At 69.7% G+C, this 23,904-nt stretch carries 22 protein-coding genes; 10 read left to right on the forward strand and 12 right to left on the reverse strand.

Annotated elements, in window-relative coordinates; all coding sequences use genetic code 11:
• Nucleotides 1–42: 42 nt before the first annotated feature.
• The 7 genes from LVJ59_RS05490 to LVJ59_RS05520 form a co-directional block, all read right to left on the reverse strand.
• Nucleotides 43–876, reverse strand: coding sequence for an ATP-binding cassette domain-containing protein (locus tag LVJ59_RS05490; RefSeq protein WP_232762280.1), 834 nt, complete (start codon nucleotides 874–876; stop codon nucleotides 43–45).
• Nucleotides 873–2,708 carry a dipeptide/oligopeptide/nickel ABC transporter permease/ATP-binding protein gene (locus LVJ59_RS05495; protein ID WP_232762281.1) on the reverse strand — a complete coding sequence of 612 codons (1,836 nt, stop codon included), beginning with the start codon at nucleotides 2,706–2,708 and terminating at the stop codon, nucleotides 873–875. Before LVJ59_RS05495 ends, LVJ59_RS05490 begins: the two co-directional genes overlap by 4 nt.
• Nucleotides 2,705–3,646: an ABC transporter permease gene (locus LVJ59_RS05500; protein ID WP_131494407.1), complete on the reverse strand. Its 942-nt coding sequence runs from the start codon at nucleotides 3,644–3,646 to the stop codon at nucleotides 2,705–2,707. The genes LVJ59_RS05495 and LVJ59_RS05500 overlap by 4 nt, the downstream gene beginning before the upstream one ends.
• Nucleotides 3,647–3,721: 75 nt before the next feature.
• On the reverse strand, nucleotides 3,722–5,251 hold the full coding sequence (locus LVJ59_RS05505; protein WP_232762282.1) for an ABC transporter substrate-binding protein: 1,530 nt from the start codon (nucleotides 5,249–5,251) through the stop codon (nucleotides 3,722–3,724).
• 371 nt (nucleotides 5,252–5,622) lie between these two features.
• A complete protein-coding gene (locus tag LVJ59_RS05510; protein WP_232762283.1) occupies nucleotides 5,623–6,963 on the reverse strand; it encodes an HNH endonuclease signature motif containing protein in 1,341 nt (446 codons plus the stop codon).
• A gap of 83 nt (nucleotides 6,964–7,046) precedes the next feature.
• Nucleotides 7,047–7,277, reverse strand: a complete 231-nt coding sequence (locus LVJ59_RS05515) for a hypothetical protein (protein WP_232762284.1) — start codon at nucleotides 7,275–7,277, stop codon at nucleotides 7,047–7,049.
• A gap of 92 nt (nucleotides 7,278–7,369) precedes the next feature.
• Nucleotides 7,370–8,332, reverse strand: coding sequence for an aldo/keto reductase (locus LVJ59_RS05520; protein WP_232762285.1), 963 nt, complete (start codon nucleotides 8,330–8,332; stop codon nucleotides 7,370–7,372).
• A 100-nt stretch (nucleotides 8,333–8,432) separates the two neighbouring features.
• On the opposite strand from LVJ59_RS05520, the gene LVJ59_RS05525 reads away from it, so the two are divergent.
• The 6 genes from LVJ59_RS05525 (at nucleotide 8,433) to LVJ59_RS05550 (ending at nucleotide 14,566) form a co-directional block, all read left to right on the forward strand.
• Entirely contained in the window at nucleotides 8,433–9,167 is a 735-nt protein-coding gene (locus LVJ59_RS05525) for an SDR family NAD(P)-dependent oxidoreductase (protein WP_232762286.1), read from the forward strand.
• A 99-nt stretch (nucleotides 9,168–9,266) separates the two neighbouring features.
• A complete protein-coding gene (locus tag LVJ59_RS05530) occupies nucleotides 9,267–10,367 on the forward strand; it encodes a zinc-binding dehydrogenase (RefSeq protein ID WP_232762287.1) in 1,101 nt (366 codons plus the stop codon).
• A gap of 7 nt (nucleotides 10,368–10,374) precedes the next feature.
• The gene (locus tag LVJ59_RS05535) at nucleotides 10,375–11,337 is read left to right on the forward strand and encodes an aldo/keto reductase (RefSeq protein WP_232762288.1); all 963 of its coding nucleotides are present in this window, start codon (nucleotides 10,375–10,377) and stop codon (nucleotides 11,335–11,337) included.
• Between the two features lie 33 nt (nucleotides 11,338–11,370).
• Nucleotides 11,371–12,369, forward strand: a complete 999-nt coding sequence (locus tag LVJ59_RS05540) for an alpha/beta hydrolase (RefSeq protein WP_232762289.1) — start codon at nucleotides 11,371–11,373, stop codon at nucleotides 12,367–12,369.
• Nucleotides 12,366–13,349 (forward strand): alpha/beta hydrolase, encoded by a 984-nt coding sequence (locus LVJ59_RS05545; RefSeq protein WP_232762290.1) that lies wholly within the window; start codon nucleotides 12,366–12,368, stop codon nucleotides 13,347–13,349. The genes LVJ59_RS05540 and LVJ59_RS05545 overlap by 4 nt, the downstream gene beginning before the upstream one ends.
• Nucleotides 13,346–14,566, forward strand: a complete 1,221-nt coding sequence (locus LVJ59_RS05550) for a multidrug effflux MFS transporter (protein WP_232762291.1) — start codon at nucleotides 13,346–13,348, stop codon at nucleotides 14,564–14,566. Before LVJ59_RS05545 ends, LVJ59_RS05550 begins: the two co-directional genes overlap by 4 nt.
• 25 nt (nucleotides 14,567–14,591) lie before the next feature.
• On the opposite strand, the gene LVJ59_RS05555 is transcribed toward LVJ59_RS05550, so the two are convergent.
• A complete protein-coding gene (locus LVJ59_RS05555) occupies nucleotides 14,592–15,257 on the reverse strand; it encodes an SDR family oxidoreductase (protein WP_232762292.1) in 666 nt (221 codons plus the stop codon).
• Nucleotides 15,258–15,296: 39 nt separating this feature from the next.
• Nucleotides 15,297–15,848, reverse strand: a complete 552-nt coding sequence (locus LVJ59_RS05560; protein ID WP_232762293.1) for a hypothetical protein — start codon at nucleotides 15,846–15,848, stop codon at nucleotides 15,297–15,299.
• 66 nt (nucleotides 15,849–15,914) lie between these two features.
• Between LVJ59_RS05560 and LVJ59_RS05565 the strand changes: the two genes are divergently transcribed.
• Complete coding sequence (locus tag LVJ59_RS05565) at nucleotides 15,915–16,499, forward strand: TetR/AcrR family transcriptional regulator (protein WP_232762294.1); 585 nt, start codon at nucleotides 15,915–15,917, stop codon at nucleotides 16,497–16,499.
• 94 nt (nucleotides 16,500–16,593) lie between these two features.
• The gene (locus LVJ59_RS05570) at nucleotides 16,594–18,579 is read left to right on the forward strand and encodes a primary-amine oxidase (RefSeq protein WP_232762295.1); all 1,986 of its coding nucleotides are present in this window, start codon (nucleotides 16,594–16,596) and stop codon (nucleotides 18,577–18,579) included.
• A gap of 177 nt (nucleotides 18,580–18,756) precedes the next feature.
• Here the strand turns inward: LVJ59_RS05570 and murQ are convergent, their stop codons facing one another.
• Together murQ and LVJ59_RS05580 are read right to left on the reverse strand one after the other, a co-directional pair.
• Nucleotides 18,757–19,692 (reverse strand): N-acetylmuramic acid 6-phosphate etherase, encoded by a 936-nt coding sequence (murQ, locus tag LVJ59_RS05575; protein WP_232762296.1) that lies wholly within the window; start codon nucleotides 19,690–19,692, stop codon nucleotides 18,757–18,759.
• Entirely contained in the window at nucleotides 19,682–20,575 is an 894-nt protein-coding gene (locus tag LVJ59_RS05580) for an N-acetylglucosamine kinase (RefSeq protein WP_232762297.1), read from the reverse strand. The genes murQ and LVJ59_RS05580 overlap by 11 nt, the downstream gene beginning before the upstream one ends.
• A 135-nt stretch (nucleotides 20,576–20,710) precedes the next feature.
• Here LVJ59_RS05580 and LVJ59_RS05585 point away from each other — a divergent pair, with 135 nt between their 5' ends.
• Nucleotides 20,711–21,568, forward strand: coding sequence for a MurR/RpiR family transcriptional regulator (locus LVJ59_RS05585; protein ID WP_134353243.1), 858 nt, complete (start codon nucleotides 20,711–20,713; stop codon nucleotides 21,566–21,568).
• Between the two features lie 18 nt (nucleotides 21,569–21,586).
• Here the strand turns inward: LVJ59_RS05585 and LVJ59_RS05590 are convergent, their stop codons facing one another.
• Entirely contained in the window at nucleotides 21,587–22,693 is a 1,107-nt protein-coding gene (locus tag LVJ59_RS05590) for a DUF998 domain-containing protein (protein WP_232762298.1), read from the reverse strand.
• Between the two features lie 102 nt (nucleotides 22,694–22,795).
• Here LVJ59_RS05590 and LVJ59_RS05595 point away from each other — a divergent pair, with 102 nt between their 5' ends.
• Entirely contained in the window at nucleotides 22,796–23,752 is a 957-nt protein-coding gene (locus LVJ59_RS05595; RefSeq protein ID WP_047521664.1) for a helix-turn-helix domain-containing protein, read from the forward strand.
• Nucleotides 23,753–23,904: the final 152 nt, after the last annotated feature.

Genomic DNA, 23,904 nt, shown 5'->3' on the forward strand with positions numbered 1-23,904 from the left:
CCTTCCGGCCGATTCCGAGGCGTGGGGTGATCGGGCCTGGAGCTACCGTACCGCCGCATCGCGCACCTCCCGCAGAGCGAGCCACTGGGCACGTCGCTGACGCTGCGCGACCGGGTCGGCGACGGGCGAGGCGAGGCGCAGCCGCTCGGAGTACGGATGCTGCGGGGCACGGGTGACCTGCTCCCCCTCGCCGACCTCGACGAGCTCTCCGCGATACATGACCGCCACGCGGTGACAGACGCGGCGCACGACACCGAGGTCATGAGAGACGAAGAGGTAGGCCACGCCGGTGTCGCGCTGCAGTTTGATGAACAGATCGAGGATCGTCGCCTGCGTGGTGAGGTCGAGGGCGCTGACGGGCTCGTCGCACACGATGAGGCGCGGCCCGCGGACGAGGGCTCGGGCGATCGCGATGCGCTGACGCTGACCGCCGGAGAACTCACTGGGATAGCGATCCATGGCCGACTCCGGCAAGCGCACGCGGTCGAGCATCTCGCGCACCTTCGTCTCGGCGGCTCTCGTGCCGATACCGGTGGTGAGCAGCGGTTCGGCGAGGATGTCGCCGATCGTCATCGCGGGGTTGAGCGATCCGTACGGGTCTTGGAAGACGACCTGCACGTCATCCGCGAGCGCACGCCGGGCACGGCCGCCGAGCCTGCTGATCTCCTTGCCGTCGAAGCGGATGCTCCCGCCCGTGACGGGTGCGAGGCCGAGGATCGCCTTGCCGAGCGTCGACTTCCCCGAGCCGGATTCTCCGACGAGGCCCAGGCACTCGCCCGGCGCGATATCGAGGGAGACGCCGTGCAGCGCGCGGAAGGCGTGTCGGCCACGGCCGTACTCCACGACCAGGTCGTCGACTTCGAGCAGGGCGCTCATGCGGTCACCTCCGTTCCGGTACGGTCGAGTTCGGCGCGGCCCTCCGCATCGTCCAGGGACGCGGCGATCAGTTCGCGTGTGTATTCCTCGGCGGGTGACGCGAACAGCGAGTCGACCGGTCCTGTCTCGACGACGTCACCGCCGCGCATCACGATCACCCGGTCGCAGATGTCGGCCACGACGCCGAAGTTGTGGGTCACGATCAGCAGGGCCATGCCGTACTCGGCCTGCAGCTCTCGCAGGAGTTCGAGCACCTCGGCCTGCACCGTCACGTCGAGCGCCGTGGTCGGCTCGTCGGCCACGAGCAGAGACGGCTTTCCCGCGATCGCGCCGGCGATGAGCACGCGCTGCGCCATACCGCCCGAGACCTGGTGGGGGTAGCTGCGCATGACACGGTCGGGGTCGGTGAGGCCGACGCGCACGAGCATCGCACGCGCCCGCTCCCTGGCCTCCGCCTTGCGGAGCCCGTGGGTGCGGCGCAGCGGCTCGATGAGCTGGTGGCCGATCGTGTACGACGGGTCGAGGTTGCTCATCGGTTCCTGGGGCACGTAGCCGATCTCACGTCCGAGCAGAGCGTGTCGCTGCTTCGGCGTCGCTTTCGTCACGTCGGCCCCGCCCACCCAGATGGCGTCGGCGGTCGCGCGCCCGCTGGACGGCAGCAGGTCGAGCACCGAGAACACGGTCTGTGACTTCCCGGAACCCGACTCGCCCACGATGCCGACGACCTCGCCTGGTGCCACGTCGAGGGTGACGCCGTGCACGACCTCGGTCTCGCCCGTCGGGGTGGCGTGCACGACCCGCAGGTTCTCGACGCGCAGCGCGGACTCCTTTGCGCTGTGCTGCGCGCTTCCGGTCACGGGGGCGAGCGGCGTCGCGGTCCCGGCGGTGGTCCCGGCAGCCGTGCCTGCACCGGTACCGGCAGCCGTGCCGGCGGCGGTGCCCGACCGTCGGGAGACGCGCGGCGTGCGCACCTGCACTAGCTCGGCGAGCGTGGATCCCATGATCGCGAGCACCGCGATCGTGAGTCCGAGCGCGGCCGAGGGCCACAGCAGCATGAGCGGGTAGGTGAGCATCAGGCGGAAGCCCTCGAGCATCATCGCGCCCCAGCTGGGCACGTTGGAGTCGCCGATGCCGAGGAACTGGAGGCCGGCCTGCATCCCCATCGCGATGCCTGCGGTGAGGGCCGTCTGGATGATGACCGGCGGGTACACGGCCTTGATCACGTGGCGGAAGATGATGCGTCCGTCGGACAGGCCCGACACGCGGGCGGCGTCGATGTAGGGCTCGCTGCGCACGGCCAAGGTCTGCGAGCGCGCGATGCGGAAGTAGCCGGGAACCATGAACACACCGACGGTCGCCATCAGCAACTCGAAGTTGTTGCGGCTCCCCGCGGCGACCACGAGCAGGATGATCATTCCGGGGATCGACTGGAGGGCGTCGCTGATCCAGGTGGCGATGCGGTCGAACGTGCCACCGAAGTATCCGGCTGCGACGCCGGACGGCACACCGATCACGAGTGCGGTGACGATCGTGATGAGCGCGCCCCACAGGGTCGTCCGCGTGCCGTAGATGAGTCGACTCAGGATGTCTCGGCCGGTCGAGTCGCCGCCGAGGAGGTGCTCGGGCCCGGGAGGCGCCTTGGCCGCGGCGAGGTCGACGAAGTTCGGATCCATCGGCGCGAGCAGCGGTGCGAAGACTCCGACGAGCACGATGAGCAGGAAGATCGCCAGCGGGATGTATCCGCCGGGGTGGCGGAGGAAGCGGCGGAAGAGGCTCGAGCGTCGCTTCTGCGCCGCCCGGTCGAAGGCGACCCGGATGTCTGTGGTGGTCATGCGACGCGCACCTTCGGGTTGATCCAGCCGAGCACGAGGTCGAGCAGGAGGTTGATGAGGACGACGAAGACGATCGAGATGACCGTGATGCCGAGGAGCATCGGGATGTCGCCGTTCTGCGAGGACTGGTTGGTGAGCTGTCCGAGACCGGGGAGGCTGAAGATCTGCTCGACCACGATCGCGCCGGACAGCAGCCCCACGAACATCAGGGCGATGACGGTGAGGGCGGCGGGCGAGGCGTTGCGGAGGATGTGCAGGTTGACCCTGGTGGCGGAGAGACCCCGGCTGCGAAGCGTGCGCACCCAGTCCTGGCGGCTCTGCGCGATCACGGCGTTGCGCAACTGCTCGGCGACGGCAACGATGCCGCCGAGGGCGAGCGAGATCGCCGGGAGGGTGATGGAGCGCAGCCATCCGTCCACGGATTGCGTCGGCGGCACGTAGCCGACGGCCGGGAACCACTTCAGCTGCACCGCGAGCCACATGACCAGCACGAGGCTCACCCAGAAGCCGGGGAGAGCGAAGAGCACGACCGAGATGCCCTTGATCACGCGGTCGAACCAGGTGCCGGGGCGGAGTCCGGTGATCATCCCGAACGTGACGCCGACGACCGCGGTGATCAGCGTCGCGAACGTCACCACCGACAGGGTCACGGGGACCTTGATCGCGAGCTGTGCGCTGACGGGCTGGAAGTTGCGCCAGGAGACGCCGAAGTCGAGCAGAACCGCGTGTGAGAGCCAGTCCCAGAACTGCACGAGGAGCGGACGGTCGAGGCCGATCTTCTCAGCGAGCGCCGCCTGCTGAGCCGGACTCGCCGTGGTGCCCAGAAGCGAGGCCGTCGGGTCGCTGATGGCGAGATGGGCCAGGAAGAAGGTGCCGATCGAGACCGCGACGAGCAAGAGGATGCCGGACAGCACCCGCTTCGCCGTGAACAGGAACATGGGGGCCTCTCGGAGAATGGGGTCGGAGGGGGAAGGTTGCCGGGGCGGCCGGTGTCGCGGCCGCCCCGGCGGGCGTCAGCCCTGGGTGATGTAGCGGAGCGTCGGGAACATCATCCCCACGACGGGCTGCAGCTGGATGCCGGGCGCCGTGTAGTAGATGTTGTTCGCCTGGTACCAGACCGACCACCATGCCTGGTCGACGAGAGCCTTGTTGAGCTCCTTGACGGCGTCGGTCTGCGCGTCGCCGCGCTCGGTCTGGACCTTCTCGACGAGGGGAGCGATGACCTCGTTCTCCGCATAGTCGGGCGCGGGGTTGAACCACTGCACGCTGGTCACCTGGCGGGCGACGGTGGCGACGTCGTTGCCGTCCATCGCGAGGAACGAGATGAACATCGGGTAGTTCGGCGCGTTCAGCTGGTAGTCCGGCATCTGCATGTTGTCCCACGTGACCTTCACACCGAGCTCGTTGAGCGCCTGCTCGGCCGAGGGCTTCCACATCTCGAAGATGGGCGACATCGGCATCGAGATCTCGAAGCCGTCGGGGTAGCCGGCGTCCGCCAGCAATTGCTTGGCCTTGTCCATGTTGTAGGCGTAGGTGTCGTTGAGCGACGGATCGTTGATGGGGCCGCCGTCGGGGAACACCTGGTTGGTGGCGACGCCCGCTCCGCTGCCGACCGCGGCGAGGACCGCCGCTCCGTCGAAGGCGTAGTTCAGGGCCTGCCGCACCTCGAGCTTGCCGAGCGGCTCGCTCTTCACGCCGGTGTGGTCGGTGATGACGAGGCCCGCCCATCCGGACACGCGTTCGGCGGTGTTCCACCCCTGCTGCTTCGCCTGTTCGAGGTTGGCGACGTCGCCGTACTGCACGTTGATCTGGCCGCTGAGCATGGCGTTGTGACGGGCGGTGGCATCGGTGATCGGGAAGATCGCGAGCTCGGAGAAGGGGTACGCGTCGGCGTCCCAGTGGTCGGCAGTCTTGGTGAAGTGGTACTCGGCACCGGCGACGCTCGTCGTGCTGTCGAGGACGTAGGGGCCCGAGCCGATGGGCTCGCTGCCCAGCGTGCCCGCTTCGATGGCGGCCGGGGAGGCGACGTAGCTGCGTCCGAGACCCATGAAGTAGAGGATCGTGTCGTCGCGCTGCGTGAGGGCGATGCGGACGGTGTCGTCGTCGACCTTCTCGAAGGAGGCGACGTTGACGTAGGCCTCACCCGAGCGGGCACCCGCCTTGAGGTACTCGAGGCTCGTGATCACGGCGTCGACATCGACCGGGGTGCCGTCGCTGAACACGGCGTCGGTGCGGATGTCGAGGTCGATGCTGAGGTCGTCGTCGGCGACGGTCCACTCGGTGGCGAGTGAGGGGATCGGTTCGCCGTCGGCGTCGAGGGCGATCAGAGCGTCGTAGACGGCGGAGAGATACGGGCCGTCGAAGCCGATGTCGGCGAGCGAGGGATCCCACGACGTGACGTCGAGGAAGTTCCCGATGTTGAGGGCGTCGGGGCTGTCGACCCCGCTGCCGTCGGACGGCGAGGGCGAGGCGCCGCCGCTGCAGCTGGTGAGGGCGAGCGTCACGGCGACAGCCGCGGCGAGCGCGAGGGGCATTCGTTTCATGATTCCTTCTCTCGGGTGCAGGGGGTGGTGAAGAAGGGTCGAGGTGCCGCTGATCGGAAGCCGGGTCCGACGTCACTTCGATGTGTCGTGCTGGTTAGTCTACATGCGTGGAAAAAGAGCGCAAGAGCGATTCGCCCTCGCGGTGCGCCGGATCATGCCCGGGGGCGCACCGGGCTTGACCGAGCGCGCAGGCATGAGCGCATGGACATGGGCGCGCGGGCATGAGCGCGCGCCCATGAGCAGACCAGCACATCCCGAGCCGCACACGCTGGCACCGGCATCAGACGTCGATGTCAGCCGTCGATGTCAGGCACCGGCATCAGACGTCGAGGTCAGGCGGCGATGCCAGGCACCGATGTCAGGCGGCGAGGTCAGGCGGCGATGTCGAAGCGCGCTCGACCGCCGAGGCGCGGGCTGCGCGCAGGGTCGACCGAGGCGGGAGGGATGAACCATACCCGCCCCACCGGACCGCCCCCATCGATACGGATCTCCCACCCGTTGTCATGCACTCGGTGGTGGCAGGTCTCGCACAGCAGCACGCCGTTCGACAGATCCGTCGGCCCGCGGTCACGACTCCACCACCGGATGTGATGCGCCTTCGTCATGTCCGGCGGCAACCCACACATGGCGCAGCCCCCGTCGCGCTCCACCAGAGCCAACCGTTGCGATCGCGTGAACAGGCGCCTCTCGCGCCCCCAGTCGAGCACTTCACTCGCGGCGCCGAGCACACACGGAATCACACCCCCGCCGGCGGCCATCCGTCGCGCGGCTCCGATGCTGATCGGCTGCTCGACCCCGTCGATCTCCGCAGAGCCGGTGCCGACCTCGAGATCATCGAGGCTCATTCTCACCACGATCGTCGCCCCTGCTAGCGGCACCCTGGCTTCGCAGCCGAGCACGTGGGCGGCGAACACAGAGAGCGCATCAGCCTGCAGCATCGGCACGGTGCGACGGTCGGCGTCAGGCGCGTCGGGAGCGGCCGCATCCTTCCGGGCGGCGAACGCGGCCGTCACGTAGCCGCGGATCGCGGTCATGACAGGGGCGGCCGTCTCGGCATCGAGGACCGCATTCAGATGCACCTTCCCCTCACGCTCGTGGATGGTGAGGGATCGACGGGAACGCTGCTCCTCGAGTCGCGGCTCCACCCCATCCGGGTCCAGCCACGCCTCCGCCCGCACCACTAGCTTCCGCACATCGTCCAGCGCGAGCCCGAACGCTTTCTCCACCAGCACACGCTCTGCCTCGGCGACGCGCGTCAGACCCACCACGACGCGACATCGATCGAGCAATGAGATGATTACCGCCGCCGACTGAGCGCTCAGCATTCCCGCGCCGAGCGCCTGCCGCACGACCGGGTATCTCGCCGGCAGCGGCGCCCCCAGGAGGTCTGCACGCGGAGCAACGGCCTCCCCCACCTTCACGAGCCGCGTCGCATCACCGCGTGACACACCCACGGTCGCCGCGATCAGCGTCGCCGGATTGCGGAACCCCTGCTGCTTCGCGAGACTCTCGGCCCCGAGTTCGGGGCGGGACTCGCGAGAGATGCACGCGGCCACCTCGACGTGCACGGCGTCCAGCCGCCGCTGGAGCACCCCGAGGGACGCGCTGACCGCGATGAGCTGCTCACGCGACAACTCACCCGAGTCGTCGGCATCAGCCCACGCCGCGTCGAGACGGGACATCGCCTCATGCAACACGGCCAACTTCGACATACCCAGATCCTACCGAAGAAACGCCCGACTTTCGAAGATTTGTTCGAATGAATGCCAGCATATCGCAGACCGCCCGGGCTCCTTCAGACGAGGTCCTGCGACTGCGAAGCACCAGTCACTCGCAGCTCCACGTCTTCAGCGTCGGCTTCAGCGTCGCCAGGCTTCGCATCGGTCAAGCCACCGTCTTGCTCGGCAGCCCGGCGTCTCGCATGAGCGCGTCTGTCGAGAATCAGATACCAGCCGACGAAGAAGACCACCAGAAAGAGGAATCCGCCGAAGACCACGGCCATGAGCAGCGTGGGCTCCGGGCTCATCTCATCTCCACTCCCCCGACATCCACGGCGGATCTCGGCGCGCCTCATGTTCCCACACCGGCAGCGCGCAGCCCCCAGAACCCCGGCTCCCTTCACCACGCCCCGTCGGCGCGCACCTCCCGGTCGACCCAGCAGTCGGCGAGCGCGCCCCGCACCTCGGCTCCGTGGTCTCGCGCGAGGGCGAGCGCCGCATGGTTCGCCTCGAGTTGCGCGAGACGCGAGGCACCGAACAGCACGTTCGCGGTGGCGGGGTTCGACAGGCAGAAGGCGATGCCGAGCGCGGCCGGCGTGACCCCGAACTCTCCCGCAACCCGCGCGACCTCGGGGTACACGGCGACGATCTGCTCCCGGATGCCTCCCACGTCGGCACCGATCTTCCGTTCGGGCATGCGTCCGGTGGCGAGGATTCCACCCTCGAACACGTCCGACGCCTGGAGCGCGAGAGCCCCCTCGGCGAACAGGGGGCCGTAGGCGTCCCCCTCCGCCATCGAGCGCCGAGCGATCCCGTACTTCAGCTGCGCGAACGCCGGGCCAGCCATGCCCTGCGCCGCGGCGACGGCGAGCGCCTCCCTCGTGTGCTCGATCCGCCAGTTGTTGATGCCCCAGGAGCCCACAAGCCCCTCGGCGATCAGCTCGTTCACGTCGGCGACGAGGCGCGGCAGGTCCGGAGCGTCGAGGTAGTCGCCCACGACGAGGGTGTCGAACCGGTCGAGGCCCGCTCGCTCCAGGGACTCGACCAGTTGTGCGCGAAAGCCCTGGTTCGGCCAGTCCCACAGCCAGAGCTTGCCGCACAGCACGATGTCATCGCGGTCGACGCCGCTCGCTCTCAGAGCCTGCCCGAAGAGGATGTCGGTCTTCGAGTTCTCGGAGTGCGGACCCATGTTGTAGTACGCGACGTCGAAGAAGCCGGCGTCCAGCTCGACCGCCCGGCGGATCAGCGCCACCGCGTCGTCGGGCGCCATCCGATCCCAGGTGTTCCAGGATCCGAGCGCCAGCGGGGGCACCGGGGCGCCCGGGGAATCCAGAGGCTTCCAGGGATATGTCGTTTCGGGCATGAAGGCTCCTTCGCCGTCTCGAGACACGGGGTTGTGTTTTTCTATGTTTGTAGAATATAACGGAGACATCCCGTCAGAACCGCCGTCAGTGAGGACGAACATGACCGTATCCCCCCGCCGCATCCTGGTCACCGGCGGCGCGTCCGGCCTCGGCCGCGGCATCGCCACCGCATTCCGTGACCGTGGAGACGAGGTCTTCATCGGCGATGTGAACGCGGACGCCGCCACGGCGGTCGCCGCCGAGATCGGCGCCACGGCGCTCACCCTCGACATCGGCGACGAGTCCTCCGTGCGCGCCGCAGCCGAACGGCTCACTGCCGACGGCGGCATCGATGTCCTGGTCAACAACGCGGGCATCGTCGCCGGCGGCGGCACCCTGCAGGAAGTGCCGGTCGACGTCGTCGACGCGGCCCTGCGGGTCAACGTGCGCGGAACCTTCCTCATGCTCCGGATCTTCGGCGCGCTGCTCGCCGACGCAGGACGCGGCGCGATCGTCAACATCTCGTCCATCGGCGCACGGCAGCCCACCCCCGGACTGGGGCACTACGAGGCGACGAAGGCCGCGGTCGACGCCCTCACCCGCACCGCTGCGATCGAGCTCGCCGCCTCGGGCGTCCGGGTCAACGCGGTGGCGCCCGGCCCCGTGCTCACGCCTCTCACCGCGGACTTCGCCTCGAACCCGCGAGCCCGTGCGGCGTGGGAGTCCCGCATCCCGCTCGGCTCCATCGCCGAGGTCGACCAGATCACCCCGCTCGTGCTGTTCCTCGCGAGCGACGCCGCCAGCCACATCACCGGAATCTCCGCCCCCGTCGACGGCGGACAGCTCCTGGTCTGACGCGGGATCGATTCCGCACCTTCCCGTCCCCTCCGAGGCCCCTTTCTGATCCGCCACCCGCCCCGCTGACCCGCCACCCGCGCGCGACTGGAGAACCGCATGCCCCTCCCCACCCGCACCAAGGCCGCCGTGCTCACCGCGCACGGCGAGCCGCTCACCCTGCAGGACCTGCCTCTCCCCGCCGAGATCGAAGCGGGCGCCGCGCTCGTGCGCATCGCGTGCACCACGCTGTGCGGCACCGACATCGAGATCTGGGAGGGACGGATGACCTTCCCCGGCATGCTCCCGATGGTGCTCGGGCACGAGATGGTCGGCGAGATCGTCGCCACCGGCCCCGACACGAAGGATGCCCTGGGCCACCCCCTCTCCCCCGGAGATCGCATCGGCTGGTCAGAGTCGACCTGCGGCGAGTGCTACGGCTGTGTGGTGCTGCGCGAGCCCGTCGCCTGCTCACGCCGCGGATACGGCTTCCTGCAGCGTGCGGACGTGCCACCGTTCGCCACCGCGGGACTCTCGGAGTACGCCTACGTGACCCCGGGGGCGGCCAAGCTGCTGCTCCCGTCATCCGTCAAGGACACCTGGGCCTCGATGGCCGGATGCGCGGCCAAGACCGTGTTGCGGGCTTTCGAGCGCGCAGGGCGCATCCGCCCCGGCTCGACCGTGGTCGTGCAGGGCGCCGGGGCGCTCGGCATCTTCGCCACGGCCGTCGCGAAGATCTCCGGTGCGGGCCAGGTCATCACGGTGGGCGCCCCCGCCTCCCGGCTCGAACTCGCCGGCCGCTTCGGCGCCGATGCGGTCGTCGACTTCCGCGACGGCCCGGTGGTCGATCAGGTGATGGCGCTCACGGGAGGGCGCGGCGCCGACCACGTGTTCGACTTCGCGGGTGCGCCCAGCGTCGGCCCTGACGCGATCGCGATGGCCGCCCAGCGCGGGACCATCACGATCGTCGGCTCGACCGGTCCCGCGGGCGACGGCTTCCCGCTCAGCACCATCATGGGCAAGGAGCTCACGGTGGTCGGCTCACTCAACGGCGACATCTCCGACTACTCCCGTGCGATCGACTTCTTCACCGCTTTCGCCGATCGCTTCCCCTGGGACGACCTCTTCAGCGACCCGGTCGGCCTCGCCGACGCCTCCGCGAAGATCGCCCACATGCATGACCTCGATGAGGTCAAAGCCGTCATCGACCCGAGACTGTGAGGACTCCATGACCACTCCCCTCCTGCCCCGACGCGAGATCGGCCGCAGCGGCATCGACGCCTCACTGTTCTCTCTCGGCTCCTGGCACACCTACGACCGGATGGACTTCGCCGACGCGGTGGCGATGCTCCGCGACGCCGTGGACCGCGGCGTGAACCTCTTCGACGTCGGCGTGTACTCCGCGCCGGGAGCGCCACCGGTCTTCACCGACGTGATCTTCTCGGCGATGGTGCGCGCTGCAGGCCTCCGGCGCGACGACTGGCTGCTCTCGTCGAAGCTGTGGCTCGAGGCATTCGGCGACGACGGCTTCCGCCCCCAGCTCGAGAACGCGCTGATGCGGGTCGGCGTCGAGCACGCAGACCTCGTGATCCTCGGAGACCTGCGGCGCGACGACCTCGACCTGCGTGAACTCGTGCTCGACCTCGCCCGTCTCGCGGAGGCCGGCCTCATCCGCACCTGGGGTGTGAACAACTGGTCGGCATCGAGCATCCAGTCCATGATCGACATCGCCGCGGCGGAGGGCGTGGCCGGACCGCAGATCGCGCAGTTGAAGTACAGCGTCTCCCGGCGCTCGATCCCCGACGGCAGCCCCTTCGCCCGCCTGTGGGAACAGGGGCTCACTTTGCAGGCCTCCGACTGCCTCGAGGGCGGCGTGCTCGCCGGCAAGATCAACGGCGACCGGCAGATCGGCCGCGACCCCGGCGACATCCGGGAGCGGATCATCCAGGATGTGCCCGCCTTCACCGAGGTCGCCGCATCCCTCGACGTCTCACCCGCGCAGCTCGGGATCGCGTTCACCCTCACCCATCCGGCCCTCACCACGACGCTGTTCGGCGCCTCGAGCGCGGAACAGCTGCGCGCCAACCTCGACGCCGCAGCCCTGGTCGACCGGGTCGGCGGCGATGAGCTGCGCCGCCTGGTCGAACCGTTCTGGGCCGATCGCGGGGTCGTCGACCCCGAAGGCCCCTGACCCGCCGCTTCGCCCTTCCATCCAAGGAGAACCATGACCGCCACCGCCGCCGGACGCCCGACCGTCACCCCCGTGCCCTTCGACCCCGAGGTGCAGGCCGTGCTCGACGAGATCGCGAAGAACCCACAGCCGGCGCTCACCCGCGACACCCTTCCGCGCGACGGCGTCGACCGGATGTTCCCCGACAACGACGCCGTGATCGCCGGGCGCGACATCGAGTGGGAGGACCGCGCCATCCCCGGTCCCGCCGGAGCACCCGACCTCGAGATCACGGTGTTCCGCCCCGCCGGCGTCCACGGGGAGGTGCTCCCCGGTTTCGTGAACATCCACGGCGGCGGCATGATCGTCGGCCACCGCTCGTGGGAGACCGGCCGCGTGGTCGACATCGTCGATGAGCACCGGGTCGTCGCCGTCAACGTCGAGTATCGCCTCGCTCCGGAGAACCCCTACCCCGCGGGCGTCGAGGACTGCTACGCCGCCTTCGTGTGGGTTCACGAGCACGCCGCGGAACTCGGCATCGACCCGGAGCGCCTGATCGTCGGAGGCGGCAGTGCGGGCGGAGGGCTGACAGCCGCTGTCGCCCTGATGGCGCGCGACCGACAGGGGCCCGTCATGGCCGGGCAGCTCTTGCTGTGCCCGATGATCGACAACACCAACACCAGCGTCGCGAGCCGCCAGTACGACGGCATCGGCACCTGGCAGCGCGAGATGAACCTGCTGGCGTGGTCCTGCGTGCTGGGCGACGACCTCGCCTTCCACTCGGACGCTCCCGCCTACGCCGCCCCCAGCCGCGCAACCGATGTGTCGGGGCTCCCGCCCGCCTTCATCGAAGTCGGCGAGGCCGAGGCCTTCCGCGATGAGGACACGGAGTACGCGCTGCGCATCTGGGCCACCGGAGGACAGGCCGAACTGCATGTCTGGGGCGGCGGAGCGCACGGCTTCGACATGTACATGCCGGAGGCTGAGATCTCCCGAGCCGCTCTCGCCGCTCGCGCCTCGTGGTTGCGTCGCATCTGGCGGGCGGACCGATGACCGCGCCGCTGCCGGTCCCGTATGACCCGGAGCTCGTCGCCGGCCTCGACGCGTTCGTCGGGATGGTGGAGATCATCCCGCTGCGTGCCGACACGATCCATGCCAACCGCGACCACTTCACGACGATCATCCCGCCCATAGCCGCACAGGCCGCGGGTCGGGAGGCCGTCTGGGAGGACCGTGTCATCCCCGGACCGGTCGGGGCGCCGGACATCGAGATCACGATCGTCCGCCCCGCGCGCGCGGCTTCCGTACCCGCCCCCGCCGTCCTGTCGATCCACGGCGGCGGGATGGTGCTCGGCACCCGGTTCTTCGGCACCGCGGAGCTCATCGACCTCGCCGAGCGGCACGGCATCGTCGGGGTGGCCGTCGAGTACCGGCTGGCACCCGAGCATCCCGGTCCCGCGCAGGCGGAGGACTGCTATGCCGCGCTGGAGTGGATGGCCGCCCACTCCGACGAGCTCGGCATCGATCCCGACCGCATCATCGCCTCGGGGATGAGCGCCGGCGGGGGCCTGTCGGCTGCCGTCGCGCTGATCGCCCGGGATCGCGGCGGTCCACACCTGGCCGGCCAGCTGCTCGGCTGTCCGATGCTCGACGACCGCAACGAGACCGCCTCCAGTCGGCAGTACGACGGCTTCGGCGCGTGGGATCGGAACAACAACGACACCGCGTGGGATGCCATCGCCGGGGACGACCGGTTCACCGACCGCGTCTCCCCGTACACCGCGCCCGCCCGCGCCACGGACCTCGCCGGTCTCGCACCCGCGTTCATCGAGGTGGGCGCTGCCGAGACGTTCCGCGACGAAGCCGTCGACTACGCCCTGCGCATCTGGGCGACCGGCGGACACGCCGAGCTGCACGTGTGGGCCGGCGGATACCACGGCTTCTCCGGGTTCTCGCCCGAGGCCGAGGTCTCGAAGGCCGCCGTCGCCGCGCGGGAGAGCTGGCTGCGCCGCATCCTGCGCTTGGGCGGATGAGTCTCCCCGTTCCCGAGGAGCCGGCTCGCCCGCGCATGAGCACCCTGCGGGCGATGCTGGTGCTCGGGATGCTGGAGGCTTTCGGGCCGTTGTCGATGGACCTCTACCTGCCACAGTTGCCGCAGCTCGCCGCGTCTCTCGGCACGACGGAGGCTCTGGCGCAGGTGACGATGTCGGCGTGCATGATCGGTCTCGGGCTCGGACAACTCATCGCGGGACCGCTGAGCGATCGACTCGGAAGGCGACTGCCGTTGATGGTCGGAGTCTCCGCGTTCGCGGTGCTGTCGCTGGTGTGCGCCCTCGCCCCGAACATCGAGCTGCTGCTGATCGCCCGTTTCCTGCAGGGGCTCGCGGGCTCGGCGGGGATCGTGATCTGCCTGGCCATCGCACGAGACCAGTTCGAGGGTGTCGAGCTGTCGCGGATGCTGTCGCTGCTGTTCCTCGTCTCCGGGACCGCGCCGATCATCGCGCCGGTCGTCGGTGGGCAACTCGCCCGGGTCATGGACTGGCGGGGCATCTTCGGCGTGCTCAGTGCCGTCGGGGTCATACTGCTCCTCATCGTCGTGTTCGCCCTACCCGAGACGCTGCCCGCCTCGGCGCGGCACGGCGGCGGCCTCGTCGTGCTGCGGGATCATGCCCGTGCCGTGATCCGCGACCGGCTGTTCGTCGCGGTGCTGTGCGCGGCGGCGGGAGGCGGCGTCGCGTTCTTCACCTACCTGTCGATGTCATCGTTCGTCCTGCAAGACCAGTTCGGTCTCACCCCGCAGACCTTCAGTCTCGCGTTCGCGGCGGGGGCGCTGGCGAGCATCGTCGGCAGCCAGACCAGCAGGCTCGTCGTGCGGCGGTGGGGACCGCTGCGCGTCTATCTGGGTGGCATCACGGCGACGCTGCTCGCCACGACGACGTTCCTCGTGCTGACGCTGACCGGCACGGGCGTCTACGGAGTGATCGCTGCGCTGATCGGGTTCATGCTCTGCTCGGGAGTGGGTGGCCCGAACGGTCAGACCCTCGCCCTCGCGCACCACGGCAGCCGCGCGGGCACAGCCTCCGCCCTGCTCGGCATGGCGACCTTCCTGTTCGGGCCCGTCGTGGCGCCGATCGCGGCCGGATTGGGTGGCACGAACGCGGTCACGATGGCCGTCACGATGACCCTCGCAGCGGCCGCCGCCGCGGTCGCGGCCTGGGTGTTCGTGCGGCCGGCCGCAGCGCCTCAGTAGCCGCAGCGCTCAGTAGCGGTAGCGCTCAGTAGCGAGCCGAGAACGCCCCGTCCGACTGGAGCAGCTGACCGGAGATCCAGCGCCCCTCGTCCGACACGAGGAACTCCACGACCGCGGCGACATCCGCCGGGCGCCCCAACCGCCCCAGAGGGGTCATCGCTTCGAGCGAGGCCCGCGTCTCGTCGTCCATCCAGCCGGTGTCGATCGGTCCCGGGTTCAGCACGTTCGCGGAGATCCCACGAGGACCGAGCTCACGAGCGGCCGAGATCACGAGCCGGTCGAGTGCGCCCTTCGATGCACCGTAGGGCAGGTTCCCGGTCACGTGGTCGCTGGTGAGTGCCACGATCACTCCCCCGTCGTCGCCGACCTGACGCGCGAAGGCCGCGATCAGCAGCAGACTCGCCCGCGCGTTCACGGCGACGTGCCTGTCGAAACTCTCCGCGGTGGTGTCGAGGATGCCGGACTCGACGTCGTGGGCGTGGCTCAGGATGAGCGCGGTGATGGGCCCGTGCGCGGCGACGACCGCATCCACGAGTGCGCCGGGGCCGTCGGGGGTCGCGAGGTCGGCGAGGTGGTCGGCGTCGTGGAGATCGCTGGTCACGACCGTCCATCCGGCCGCACGCAGACGAGGGACGATGCCGGCGGCGATGCTGTTCGCCCGGGCAGCGCCGGTGATCAGAGCGAGGGGCATCCGGCCACCGTACCGGAACGCACACGCGTCCCGCTGCCCTCAGAACCCCACGCACATGATCACGACGCCCGCTGCCATGGCCCACGATTCCGTCGCCAGCAACCGTGCCGTCCTGCCACGATGCACGGAGGGGAGGAACCACTCCGAGACGACGGTCCACACGACGACCCCGGCCACCCCGACCAGCATCACAACGGAGAGGACGCCGTTCATCCCGTGTCCGCCGTGCCCTGAGACCGCGATCTCCGCGCCCGCACCGGCCGACTCCGCCGCGCGCGTCGAGGCGCTCTGGAACGCGCAGACGGCCATCACGAGCGATCCGAGGGCCCGGTGGCAGCACGCGGAGGCCGCCGCGGTTCCCCGAACGCCCATCGTTCCGAGCATCGCCGAGACCAGCAGCAGCACCCCGAGCAGGAGTCCCGCGAGCGCGTCGCCGGGTGAGACTGCGAGCGCCAGCATCGCCGCCGCCATGATCAGTGCCGCCTGCCGCCCCTGCCACGGCACCGCACGCCACGCACCGATGCAGGCGACCGCAGCGACGATCGCCGCCACAGCCATCAGCCACGGTGTTGCAGGGAGGAGGAGCTCCATCCGGGAAGTATATTGATCGATCGCTCAATAACGCTAGACCTAGGTCGGATGCGACAAGATGGGCACGTGCCCCGCATCGTCGACCATGATGAGCGCCGCCGGCAGATCGCCGAGGCGCTGCTCGCCGTCGCCACTCGCGATGGACACGAAAGCGTCTCCTCGCGCGCCGTCGCCAAGGAACTCGGTGTCGCGACCGGCTCGCTCTGGCACTACTTCGACGGATTCGACGAGGTCGTGCGCGCCGCAGCCGCTGAGGTGACGCGCCGCACCGACGCGCGCATCGCCGCCGCCACAGACGGCCTCCGGGGACTGGACCGGCTGCACGCACTGATGCGCGAGGTCCTTCCGATCGACGACGACACCCGCACGGAAGCGCACGTGGTGGTCGGCTTCTGGGGGCGCCTGGCCGCCCTCGCGCCGACCCCCGACGCGGGTGCCCCGACCCTCGCGACCTGGCAGGACAGCATCCGTCTCGCCCTGGCCGAGGCCGTGGACGACGGAGAGCTGCGTGCCGACACCCCCGCCGACGCCGTGATGGCCTTGCTGCGCTCGATCACGTACGGACAGCAGATCGTCGAGGTCACCGAACCTCAACCCGCGGCGGCGCATCTCGCCGTCCTGGACAGCATCCTCGCCCCCTGGCGCGCCTGAGCCCCGCGAAAACGGTCCTTGTGTACCTGCGGCGAGCCGTCGTATCATCATCGCAACCCGTTTATTGAGCATCTGCTCGAAAATAGTGAGGTCGATGATGTCCCACCACGCACCGCAGCCCGTCTCCCTCGACAAGATCGCGGCCCCGCACCCGCACGATCCGCTCTCGGGCGAGGAGATCGCCGCCGCCCGAGCCATCCTCGACGCGGCCGGGCTCCTGACCGGGACCACCCGCGTGCCGATGCTGCTGCCCGATGAGCCCACGAAGCAGGAGTTCGCCGCCTGGACCCCCGGCTCCCCCATCGACCGCCGCGTCGACGTGACACTGCTCGACACGGCGACCGGCGTCGCGACCGAAGCCATCGTGTCGATCACCCGCGGCGAGGTCCTGCGCACCGAACGCGTGCCGAATGACGCCCCGCCCTACGGCCAGCCTCAGTACCTGTTCGAGGAGTACGAACGCGCCGAGACGATCGCGAAGGCCTCCCCCGAGTGGCAGGCTGCCATGACGCGCCGCGGCCTCGCCGACCACATGGACCTCGCGTTCTGCGGACCGCTCGCCCCGGGCTACACCGGTCGTGCCGATGAAGTCGGTCGCCGCGTGATCCGCTCCCTGACGTTCCTCAAGTACGACGAGCAGGACTCCCCGTGGGCGCACCCCGTCGAGGGACTCGTCGTGCACATCGACCTCACCTCGAACCGCGTCATCCGCGTCGAGGACCACGGCGACGTGCCCGTGCCCGCCGGCCACGGAAACTACTACCCCGAGGTGCAGGGCGAGGCGCGCACCTCGCTCAAGCCGATCGAGATCACGCAGCCGGAGGGACCGAGCTTCACCGTCACCGGCTCGCTCGTCGAGTGGGAGGGCTGGTCGATGCGTGTCGACTTCAACGCCCGCGAAGGTCTCGTGCTGCACGACGTCACCTTCCAGGACCGCTCCGTGCTCAGCCGCGCCAGCGTTCCCGAGATGGTGGTCCCCTACGGTGACACCGCCCCCGGCCGCTTCTGGATCAGCTACTTCGATGCCGGCGAATATCTCCTCGGCAAGAACGCCAACCACCTCGAACTCGGCTGCGACTGCCTGGGCGTGATCCGCTACCTCGACGGCTACGTGGCCGACGACCACGGCAACCCGGTGCGCATCCCGAACGTGGTCTGCATGCACGAGGAGGACGACGGGATCCTCTGGAAGCACACCGACCTCGCGGGCCGCGCCGACGTGCGCCGCTCCCGCCGGTTCGTGGTCTCGTACTTCTCCACGATCGGCAACTACGACTACGGCTTCTATTGGTACTTCGGCCTGGACGGTTCGATCGAGGTCGTCGCCAAGGCCACCGGCATCGTGTTCGTAGGCGGCGGCGAGCCCGGCGTCCGGCAGCGCCACGCGACCGAACTCGCCCCGGGCGTCTTCGCGCCCGTGCACCAGCACCTGTTCTGCGCGCGACTCGACGTCGCCATCGACGGCGACCGGAATCGGCTCATCGAGGTGGACGCACAGCGCGTGCCAATGGGGCCGGACAACCCGTTCGGCAACGCGTTCAGCTGGTCCGAGACCCCGCTCACGACCGAGACCGCCGCGCAGCGCGACGCAGACTCCTCCGTCGCGCGCGTCTGGGAGGTGCAGAGCACGTCCCGCACGAATCACGTCGGGCGGCCGACCGCGTATCACCTCGTCCCGGAGCCCACCGCGCTGCTCATGGCCGATCCGGAGTCCTCGGTCGCCGCGCGCGCCGCGTTCGCCACCAAGCACCTCTGGGCGACACGCTACGAACACGGTCAGATCTGGCCTGCGGGGCGGTATCCCAACGCACACCAGGGCGGCGGCGGACTCCCCGCCTACACGGCAGGCGACCGGTCGATCGACGGCGAGGACATGGTGCTCTGGCACACGTTCGGCCTCACGCACTTCCCGCGCACGGAGGACTGGCCGATCATGCCCGTCGACACCGCCGGGTTCCGGTTCAAGCCCAACGGCTTCCTCGACCAGAACCCCGCAATGGATGTGCCGGAATCCTCGCAGGCGCACGCGGTCTCATCCGGCAGCTGCTGCGGCGGAGGCACCTGCACCTGCGAGCACTGACCGCGCGCTCCGGTCGCGAACTCCACACTCCGGTCGCAGAACCGACGTTCCGGTCGCAAAATGGTCGCGAACTCGCGCGAATAGGATGCGAATTCGCGACCGGAGCGAACCAGAGGAGCGGCCGGCGACGGGAGCGGCCGGCGACGGGAGCGGCCGGAGGCGGGGCGCGGAGGGAGGTCAGGCGAGCGCGGCGATGGCGTCGCGGAGAATGCCGTCGGCACCCTCGAGAGCCGAGGCCGCGGACTGCGGCGACGCACCGCTGGCGAGCATCAGCAGGGCGAGCTTGACGGAGCCGTCCGCCCCCTCCAGAGCGGCGGCGGCGTCGTCGATCCCGACGCCGGCGAGCTGCGAGACAGTGCGGATCGACCGCGCACGCAGCTTCTCGTTGGTCGCGAGCAGGTCGACCATCACTCCGCGGTAGGTCTTGCCGAGGTTGATCATCGAGAGCGTCGTGAGCATGTTGACCACGAGCTTCTGCGCGGTCCCGGATTTCAGGCGCGTGGAGCCGGAGATGAACTCGGGCCCGGTGACGACTTCGATCGCGATCTCCGCGACGGCACCGATCTCGGATGCGGCGTTGGACGCGATCGCGACCGTGAGCGCCCCGACACTGCGGGCGTACTCCAGGCCACCGACGACGTAGGGCGTGCGTCCGGAGGCGGAGATGCCCACGACGGTGTCGCTCTCCGACAGGTCAAGCTCGCGCAAAGAGACACCCGCTGCGTCGGCGTCGTCCTCGGCATTCTCGACGGCCGAGCGGATCGCGGTCTCGCCGCCGGCGATCAGGCCGACGACCAGCGAAGGATCCGTGCCGAACGTGGGCGGGCACTCGCTCGCGTCGAGCACGCCGATGCGCCCCGCGGTCCCGGCTCCGATGTAGATGAGTCGCCCCCCGCGCCGGAACCGCGCGGTGATGCCGTCGACGGCGGCGGCGATCTCCTCGGCGCGCTCGGCGACGGCTTCGGGTACGCGGCGGTCCTCGGCGTTCATCCTCCGCACGAGCTCGGCGGTGCCGAGGAGGTCCAGGTCGCCGCGCTCGGTCGTGGAGGCCTCGGTGTCGAGGTTCTCCAGCACCGAGAGGAGAGCGGCGAGGCGGGGGGCGTCATTCGGCACGGTGCACGAACCTTTCATGGGGGAGGTCAGCACGGCGCGCGAGCAACTGCGCGCCGTCGAGGGCGTCGCCCGCAGCCGGTACGACACGGCGACCGGCGGCGAGGAGGGCGGATCCGAGGGCGGCGCGGAACCAGGAGTGTTCGGCGAGCCCTCCGTGCACCACCACGTCGCAGGTCACGGCTGAGGCGGCGACCGCGGTCGCGGTGAGCAGCCGGACCCCCTCGGTCACGATGCCCGAGGCGACCGGGTCGCCCGCTTCCGCCGTGTCGAGGACGAGAGGCGCCAGCGTGGCGAGATGGCGGGCCAGCGGCGCGCTCCGGGCGAGCCAGCCCTGGATGTCGGAGGCAGCGCCGACCGGATCCGCGAGCGCGGCGGTGAGCGCGGTCGCCGGGCCGAGTCCGTCGTCCGCACGCAGCACGGCGCGAAGCCCCTCGCGGCCGAGCCACGATCCACTGCCGAGATCTCCGAGCTCGGGACCCCAGCCGTCGACGAGTCTGACGCCATCGGCGTCGATCCCGAGTGCCGCGGCACCGGTGCCGGCGATCAGGAGCACACCGGGCGCCCCCTCGAGGGCACCGGCATGGGCGGTGACGACATCGGAGGCGACGGCGACCCGCGCCGCGGTCGCCGCGGTCAGGCGCCCCGCGAGTTCCCGGGCGGCTTCCGGGGCGAGCCAGCCCCCAGCGGCACCGACCCCGATGCTGTCGAGGACCGGTGCATCGGCGAGCAGCGGGAGGATCGCATCGAGGGCGGCATCGACGCCGCCTGCCGCGGCGAGCCCGGGCGCTCCCGTCCCCGAGCGCTCGATACGCGTAGCGTCGTGGATGACGACTCGGCACCGTGACTTGCCGAGATCGACGGATGCGGTCGACTGCGCGGTCATCGGCTCTCCTCGGGACTCGGTCGGGACGTAACGAAAAGAGACTACATGCGACATAGACTCTCTGAAAAGAATTTACCATCCTTGTCGTGAGCCCCATCACGACATACTGAGAATCCCACACCCTCGGAGGACTGATTGAGCATCCAGTCGACGATCGAAGCCGCCGCCTCGACCCTGCCGCCGTCGCTCGCACGCATCGCCGCGGTGGTCCGAGAGAACCCCTCGATCGTCATCGACAAGACCATCAACGAACTGGCGGACGAGTGCCGGACCTCGGTCGCCTCCGTGGTGCGGTTCTGCCGGGCGATCGGATTCAGCGGCTACGCCCCGCTGCGCATGGCGCTGGCGACCGAGCTCGGCAAGGAAGCGGCCCAGTTCTCCGCCCGCGGGGCCTTCGGATCGGAGATCTCCGATGAGGACACCCTGCAGGAGGCGGTGTCGAAGCTCGCCGCACTCGAACTGCTGGCCATCGAGGAGACCGTCGCGAAGCTCGACTTCGACGTGCTCGAAGCGGCGATCGACGCGATCGACAGCGCAGACCGCATCCTGCTCTACGGCATCGGGGCGAGCCAGTTCGTGGCCGAAGACCTCGCACACAAGCTTCTGCGCGTCGGACGCAATGCGCATGTGCTCTCCGACTCCCACGAGGCGGTGGCCGCCAGCGTCCTGCAGTCAGCGCCCACCGTCGCGATCGGGTTCTCCCACGCGGGATCGACGATCGAGACCGTCCGCTTCCTCGAGACCGCCCGCGCCAACGGCTCCGCCACGGTGGCGGTGACGTCGGCGAAGGACTCCCCCCTCGCGCGTGCGGCCGACCACGCCCTGTTCACCGAGGTGCGCGAATCGACCTTCCGCGCCGGCGCGATGGTCAGCAGGATCGCACAGCTCGCCCTCGTCGACTGCCTGTTCATCGGTGTGGCGAAGCGACGGTTCACCGAGACCGTCGACGCTCTGCAGCGCACCCGCGAGGCGACGCGCGCGCTCCGCGACTGAGGCCGGACGACCGACCGCTCACGTGGTCGCGCGCGCTCCGATCGAGCCTGCGGTGCGCAGGAACACGATGATCCAGCTGAAGATCAGCACGGCCGCGATCAGCTCGACGGCGGTGAGGTTGTAGTAGCCGACGGCGAAAAAGGCGGCGAGCAGGATGATCACGAGCACGTAGGCCCACCCCAGACCCACGAAGACCCGCGGGATCGTGCGGAGGAACCAGGGCAGACCCACCACGATGACCGCGAACACCACGCACATCCCGGTCGCCACGGTGTTGTGCAGCAGGAAGAACTCGTCGACGGGGAAGAGGCCGACGCAGGCGAGCAGGATCCCGAGCAGGATCAGGCCTCCCCTCACCATGAACCGCCCGCGGCGATCCACCGGATCCTCCGCGGGCAGACCCGCCGTCGCGTAGCGGGAGATCGTCGTCACCATGATCCCGGCGATGACCAGCGTGGTGTTGAACGCGATCGAGGAGCTGTTGCTGCTCATGCCCAGCGCCGAGAGGTTGTCGCGCCACCAGTGCACATCGCTGGAGGCGAGCATGCTCGCGAACGCCCCCACGACCAGGAACACCGCGAGCACGAGGGAGAGCACCATCGGCGTGAGAGCGACCGCGCTCAGGAACGAGACGTATCCGGTCAGCGCGAACGCCACGGCCACCAGCACGGCACCGGGGAACGCGTAGACCGGGGCGTCCGTGAAGCTCCGCTCGAGGAGCTCGGCGACCCCGAGCCATCCCAGGTACGCGATCGCCGCGTGCGCGAAGGCGATGGCGGCCAGGTCATACCAGCGCAGCCGATCACCCGGAACGCTGAAGCCGTCGCGCGCAGCCCCGGGATCGACCTCCTCCGGACGGACGGCGAGGCGTCCGAGCGCGAAGGCGATCGCGGCGGCGAGCGCACCCCCGAAGGCGGCGAAGACGCCGACGGAGCCGGAACCGCTGATCGCCAGCTCGTGACCCCAGAACACCGGCAGCGCCACCAAGAAACCGATCACGAGGAAGGCACTGCCCACGATGAGGGCCGTGGCCTCGAACACCGCATCGGAGGCGTCCGGCCCGCGGACCTGTCGCAGCACCTGCAGCACACGGTCGGCGAGCGTCTTCATCGGTCGTTCGGTCACGGTCCACATCCTAGAAGTCGCCCACGCGGGCGGAGCCGGTGATACCATCGCGGAACGGATCGTATACAACGTCGTCGTTCCACCATCCCGAGGTGATCAGTCATGAACGGTGCACCCGCCGCCACCGCCGAATCGGTTTCCACGCTCGTCGCGCGCAACATCAGCGACTTCCGCGCGGCCGTCTCCGAGTCGTTCGTCCCGTTGCAGGTCACGACCGAGGGCCCCGACCACTTCCGCGGGGTGATCCGCGGTGCCTCCGTGGACGAGGTGCACGTGAGCGACGTGCGCGCGACCTCGCACATCGTCGAGCGCACCCCCGAGCTCATCGCCCGTGGTGACCGCTCGTACTTCAAGGTCAGCCTGATGCTCGCCGGCACCGGTCTGCTGATCCAAGACGACCGCGAGGCCGTGCTGCAGGCCGGTGACCTCGCCGTGTACGACACGGACCGCCCGTACTCCCTGGTGTTCGACGAGGACTTCCGCACCATGGTCGTGATGTTCCCGAAGCATCTCATCAGCCTCCCCGCGGACATGGTCGGGCAGCTCACCGCGGTGCGGATCTCCGGCCACGAAGGCCTCGGCGGCATGGTCGTGCCGTATCTCACGCAGCTCGCCGGCAACCTGGATCAGCTCGCCGGCACCACCGGCGCACGCCTCGCGCACAGCGGGCTCGACCTCGTGACCACCGTCTTCACCCGCGAACTCGGACTCGACCAGGTGTCGGCCGACCCGCATCGCGCTCTCGTCCAGCGCATCCGCGCGCACATCGACCGCAACCTGGCCTCGACGGACCTCGGCCCCGCATCGATCGCGGCCGCGCACTTCATCTCCACACGCCACCTGCACGGGCTCTTCCAGGAGCAGGGGGTCACCGTCTCGACCTGGATCCGCACCCGCCGCCTCGAACAGTGCCGCCGGGATCTGCTCGACCCGATGCTCGCCGACCGTCCCGTCGCGGCGATCGCCGCCCGGTGGGGCTTCGTCGACGCCGCGCACTTCAGCCGGGCGTTCAAGTCGACCTTCGGGGTCTCCCCCAGCGAGTACCGCGCCGGCCACTGAGCCCCGGCCCCGCTGCGGGATCGATAACGCTCCTCGGCGAGCGCCGTGGCGCACGTTTTCGATCCCGCACCGCGCTTGCCCCGGAGGGCACGCCGGTTGACTCTCGGCGCGCGATGGCGGCTGCGACCTTGAGGGGATGACGGGCGCGGACA

It is taken from the genome of Microbacterium sp. KKR3/1 (assembly GCF_021272365.1).
Lineage (GTDB): Bacteria > Actinomycetota > Actinomycetes > Actinomycetales > Microbacteriaceae > Microbacterium > Microbacterium aurugineum.

Bases quoted from the DNA above. Each gene is read 5' to 3' on its own strand.
- LVJ59_RS05490 (WP_232762280.1), bottom strand. From the start codon at position 876: ATGAGCGCCCTGCTCGAAGTCGACGACCTGGTCGTGGAGTACGGCCGT.
- LVJ59_RS05495 (WP_232762281.1), bottom strand. From the start codon at position 2,708: ATGACCACCACAGACATCCGGGTCGCCTTCGACCGGGCGGCGCAGAAG.
- LVJ59_RS05500 (WP_131494407.1), bottom strand. From the start codon at position 3,646: ATGTTCCTGTTCACGGCGAAGCGGGTGCTGTCCGGCATCCTCTTGCTC.
- LVJ59_RS05505 (WP_232762282.1), bottom strand. From the start codon at position 5,251: ATGAAACGAATGCCCCTCGCGCTCGCCGCGGCTGTCGCCGTGACGCTC.
- LVJ59_RS05510 (WP_232762283.1), bottom strand. From the start codon at position 6,963: ATGTCGAAGTTGGCCGTGTTGCATGAGGCGATGTCCCGTCTCGACGCG.
- LVJ59_RS05515 (WP_232762284.1), bottom strand. From the start codon at position 7,277: ATGAGCCCGGAGCCCACGCTGCTCATGGCCGTGGTCTTCGGCGGATTC.
- LVJ59_RS05520 (WP_232762285.1), bottom strand. From the start codon at position 8,332: ATGCCCGAAACGACATATCCCTGGAAGCCTCTGGATTCCCCGGGCGCC.
- LVJ59_RS05525 (WP_232762286.1), top strand. From the start codon at position 8,433: ATGACCGTATCCCCCCGCCGCATCCTGGTCACCGGCGGCGCGTCCGGC.
- LVJ59_RS05530 (WP_232762287.1), top strand. From the start codon at position 9,267: ATGCCCCTCCCCACCCGCACCAAGGCCGCCGTGCTCACCGCGCACGGC.
- LVJ59_RS05535 (WP_232762288.1), top strand. From the start codon at position 10,375: ATGACCACTCCCCTCCTGCCCCGACGCGAGATCGGCCGCAGCGGCATC.
- LVJ59_RS05540 (WP_232762289.1), top strand. From the start codon at position 11,371: ATGACCGCCACCGCCGCCGGACGCCCGACCGTCACCCCCGTGCCCTTC.
- LVJ59_RS05545 (WP_232762290.1), top strand. From the start codon at position 12,366: ATGACCGCGCCGCTGCCGGTCCCGTATGACCCGGAGCTCGTCGCCGGC.
- LVJ59_RS05550 (WP_232762291.1), top strand. From the start codon at position 13,346: ATGAGTCTCCCCGTTCCCGAGGAGCCGGCTCGCCCGCGCATGAGCACC.
- LVJ59_RS05555 (WP_232762292.1), bottom strand. From the start codon at position 15,257: ATGCCCCTCGCTCTGATCACCGGCGCTGCCCGGGCGAACAGCATCGCC.
- LVJ59_RS05560 (WP_232762293.1), bottom strand. From the start codon at position 15,848: ATGGAGCTCCTCCTCCCTGCAACACCGTGGCTGATGGCTGTGGCGGCG.
- LVJ59_RS05570 (WP_232762295.1), top strand. From the start codon at position 16,594: ATGATGTCCCACCACGCACCGCAGCCCGTCTCCCTCGACAAGATCGCG.
- LVJ59_RS05580 (WP_232762297.1), bottom strand. From the start codon at position 20,575: ATGACCGCGCAGTCGACCGCATCCGTCGATCTCGGCAAGTCACGGTGC.
- LVJ59_RS05595 (WP_047521664.1), top strand. From the start codon at position 22,796: ATGAACGGTGCACCCGCCGCCACCGCCGAATCGGTTTCCACGCTCGTC.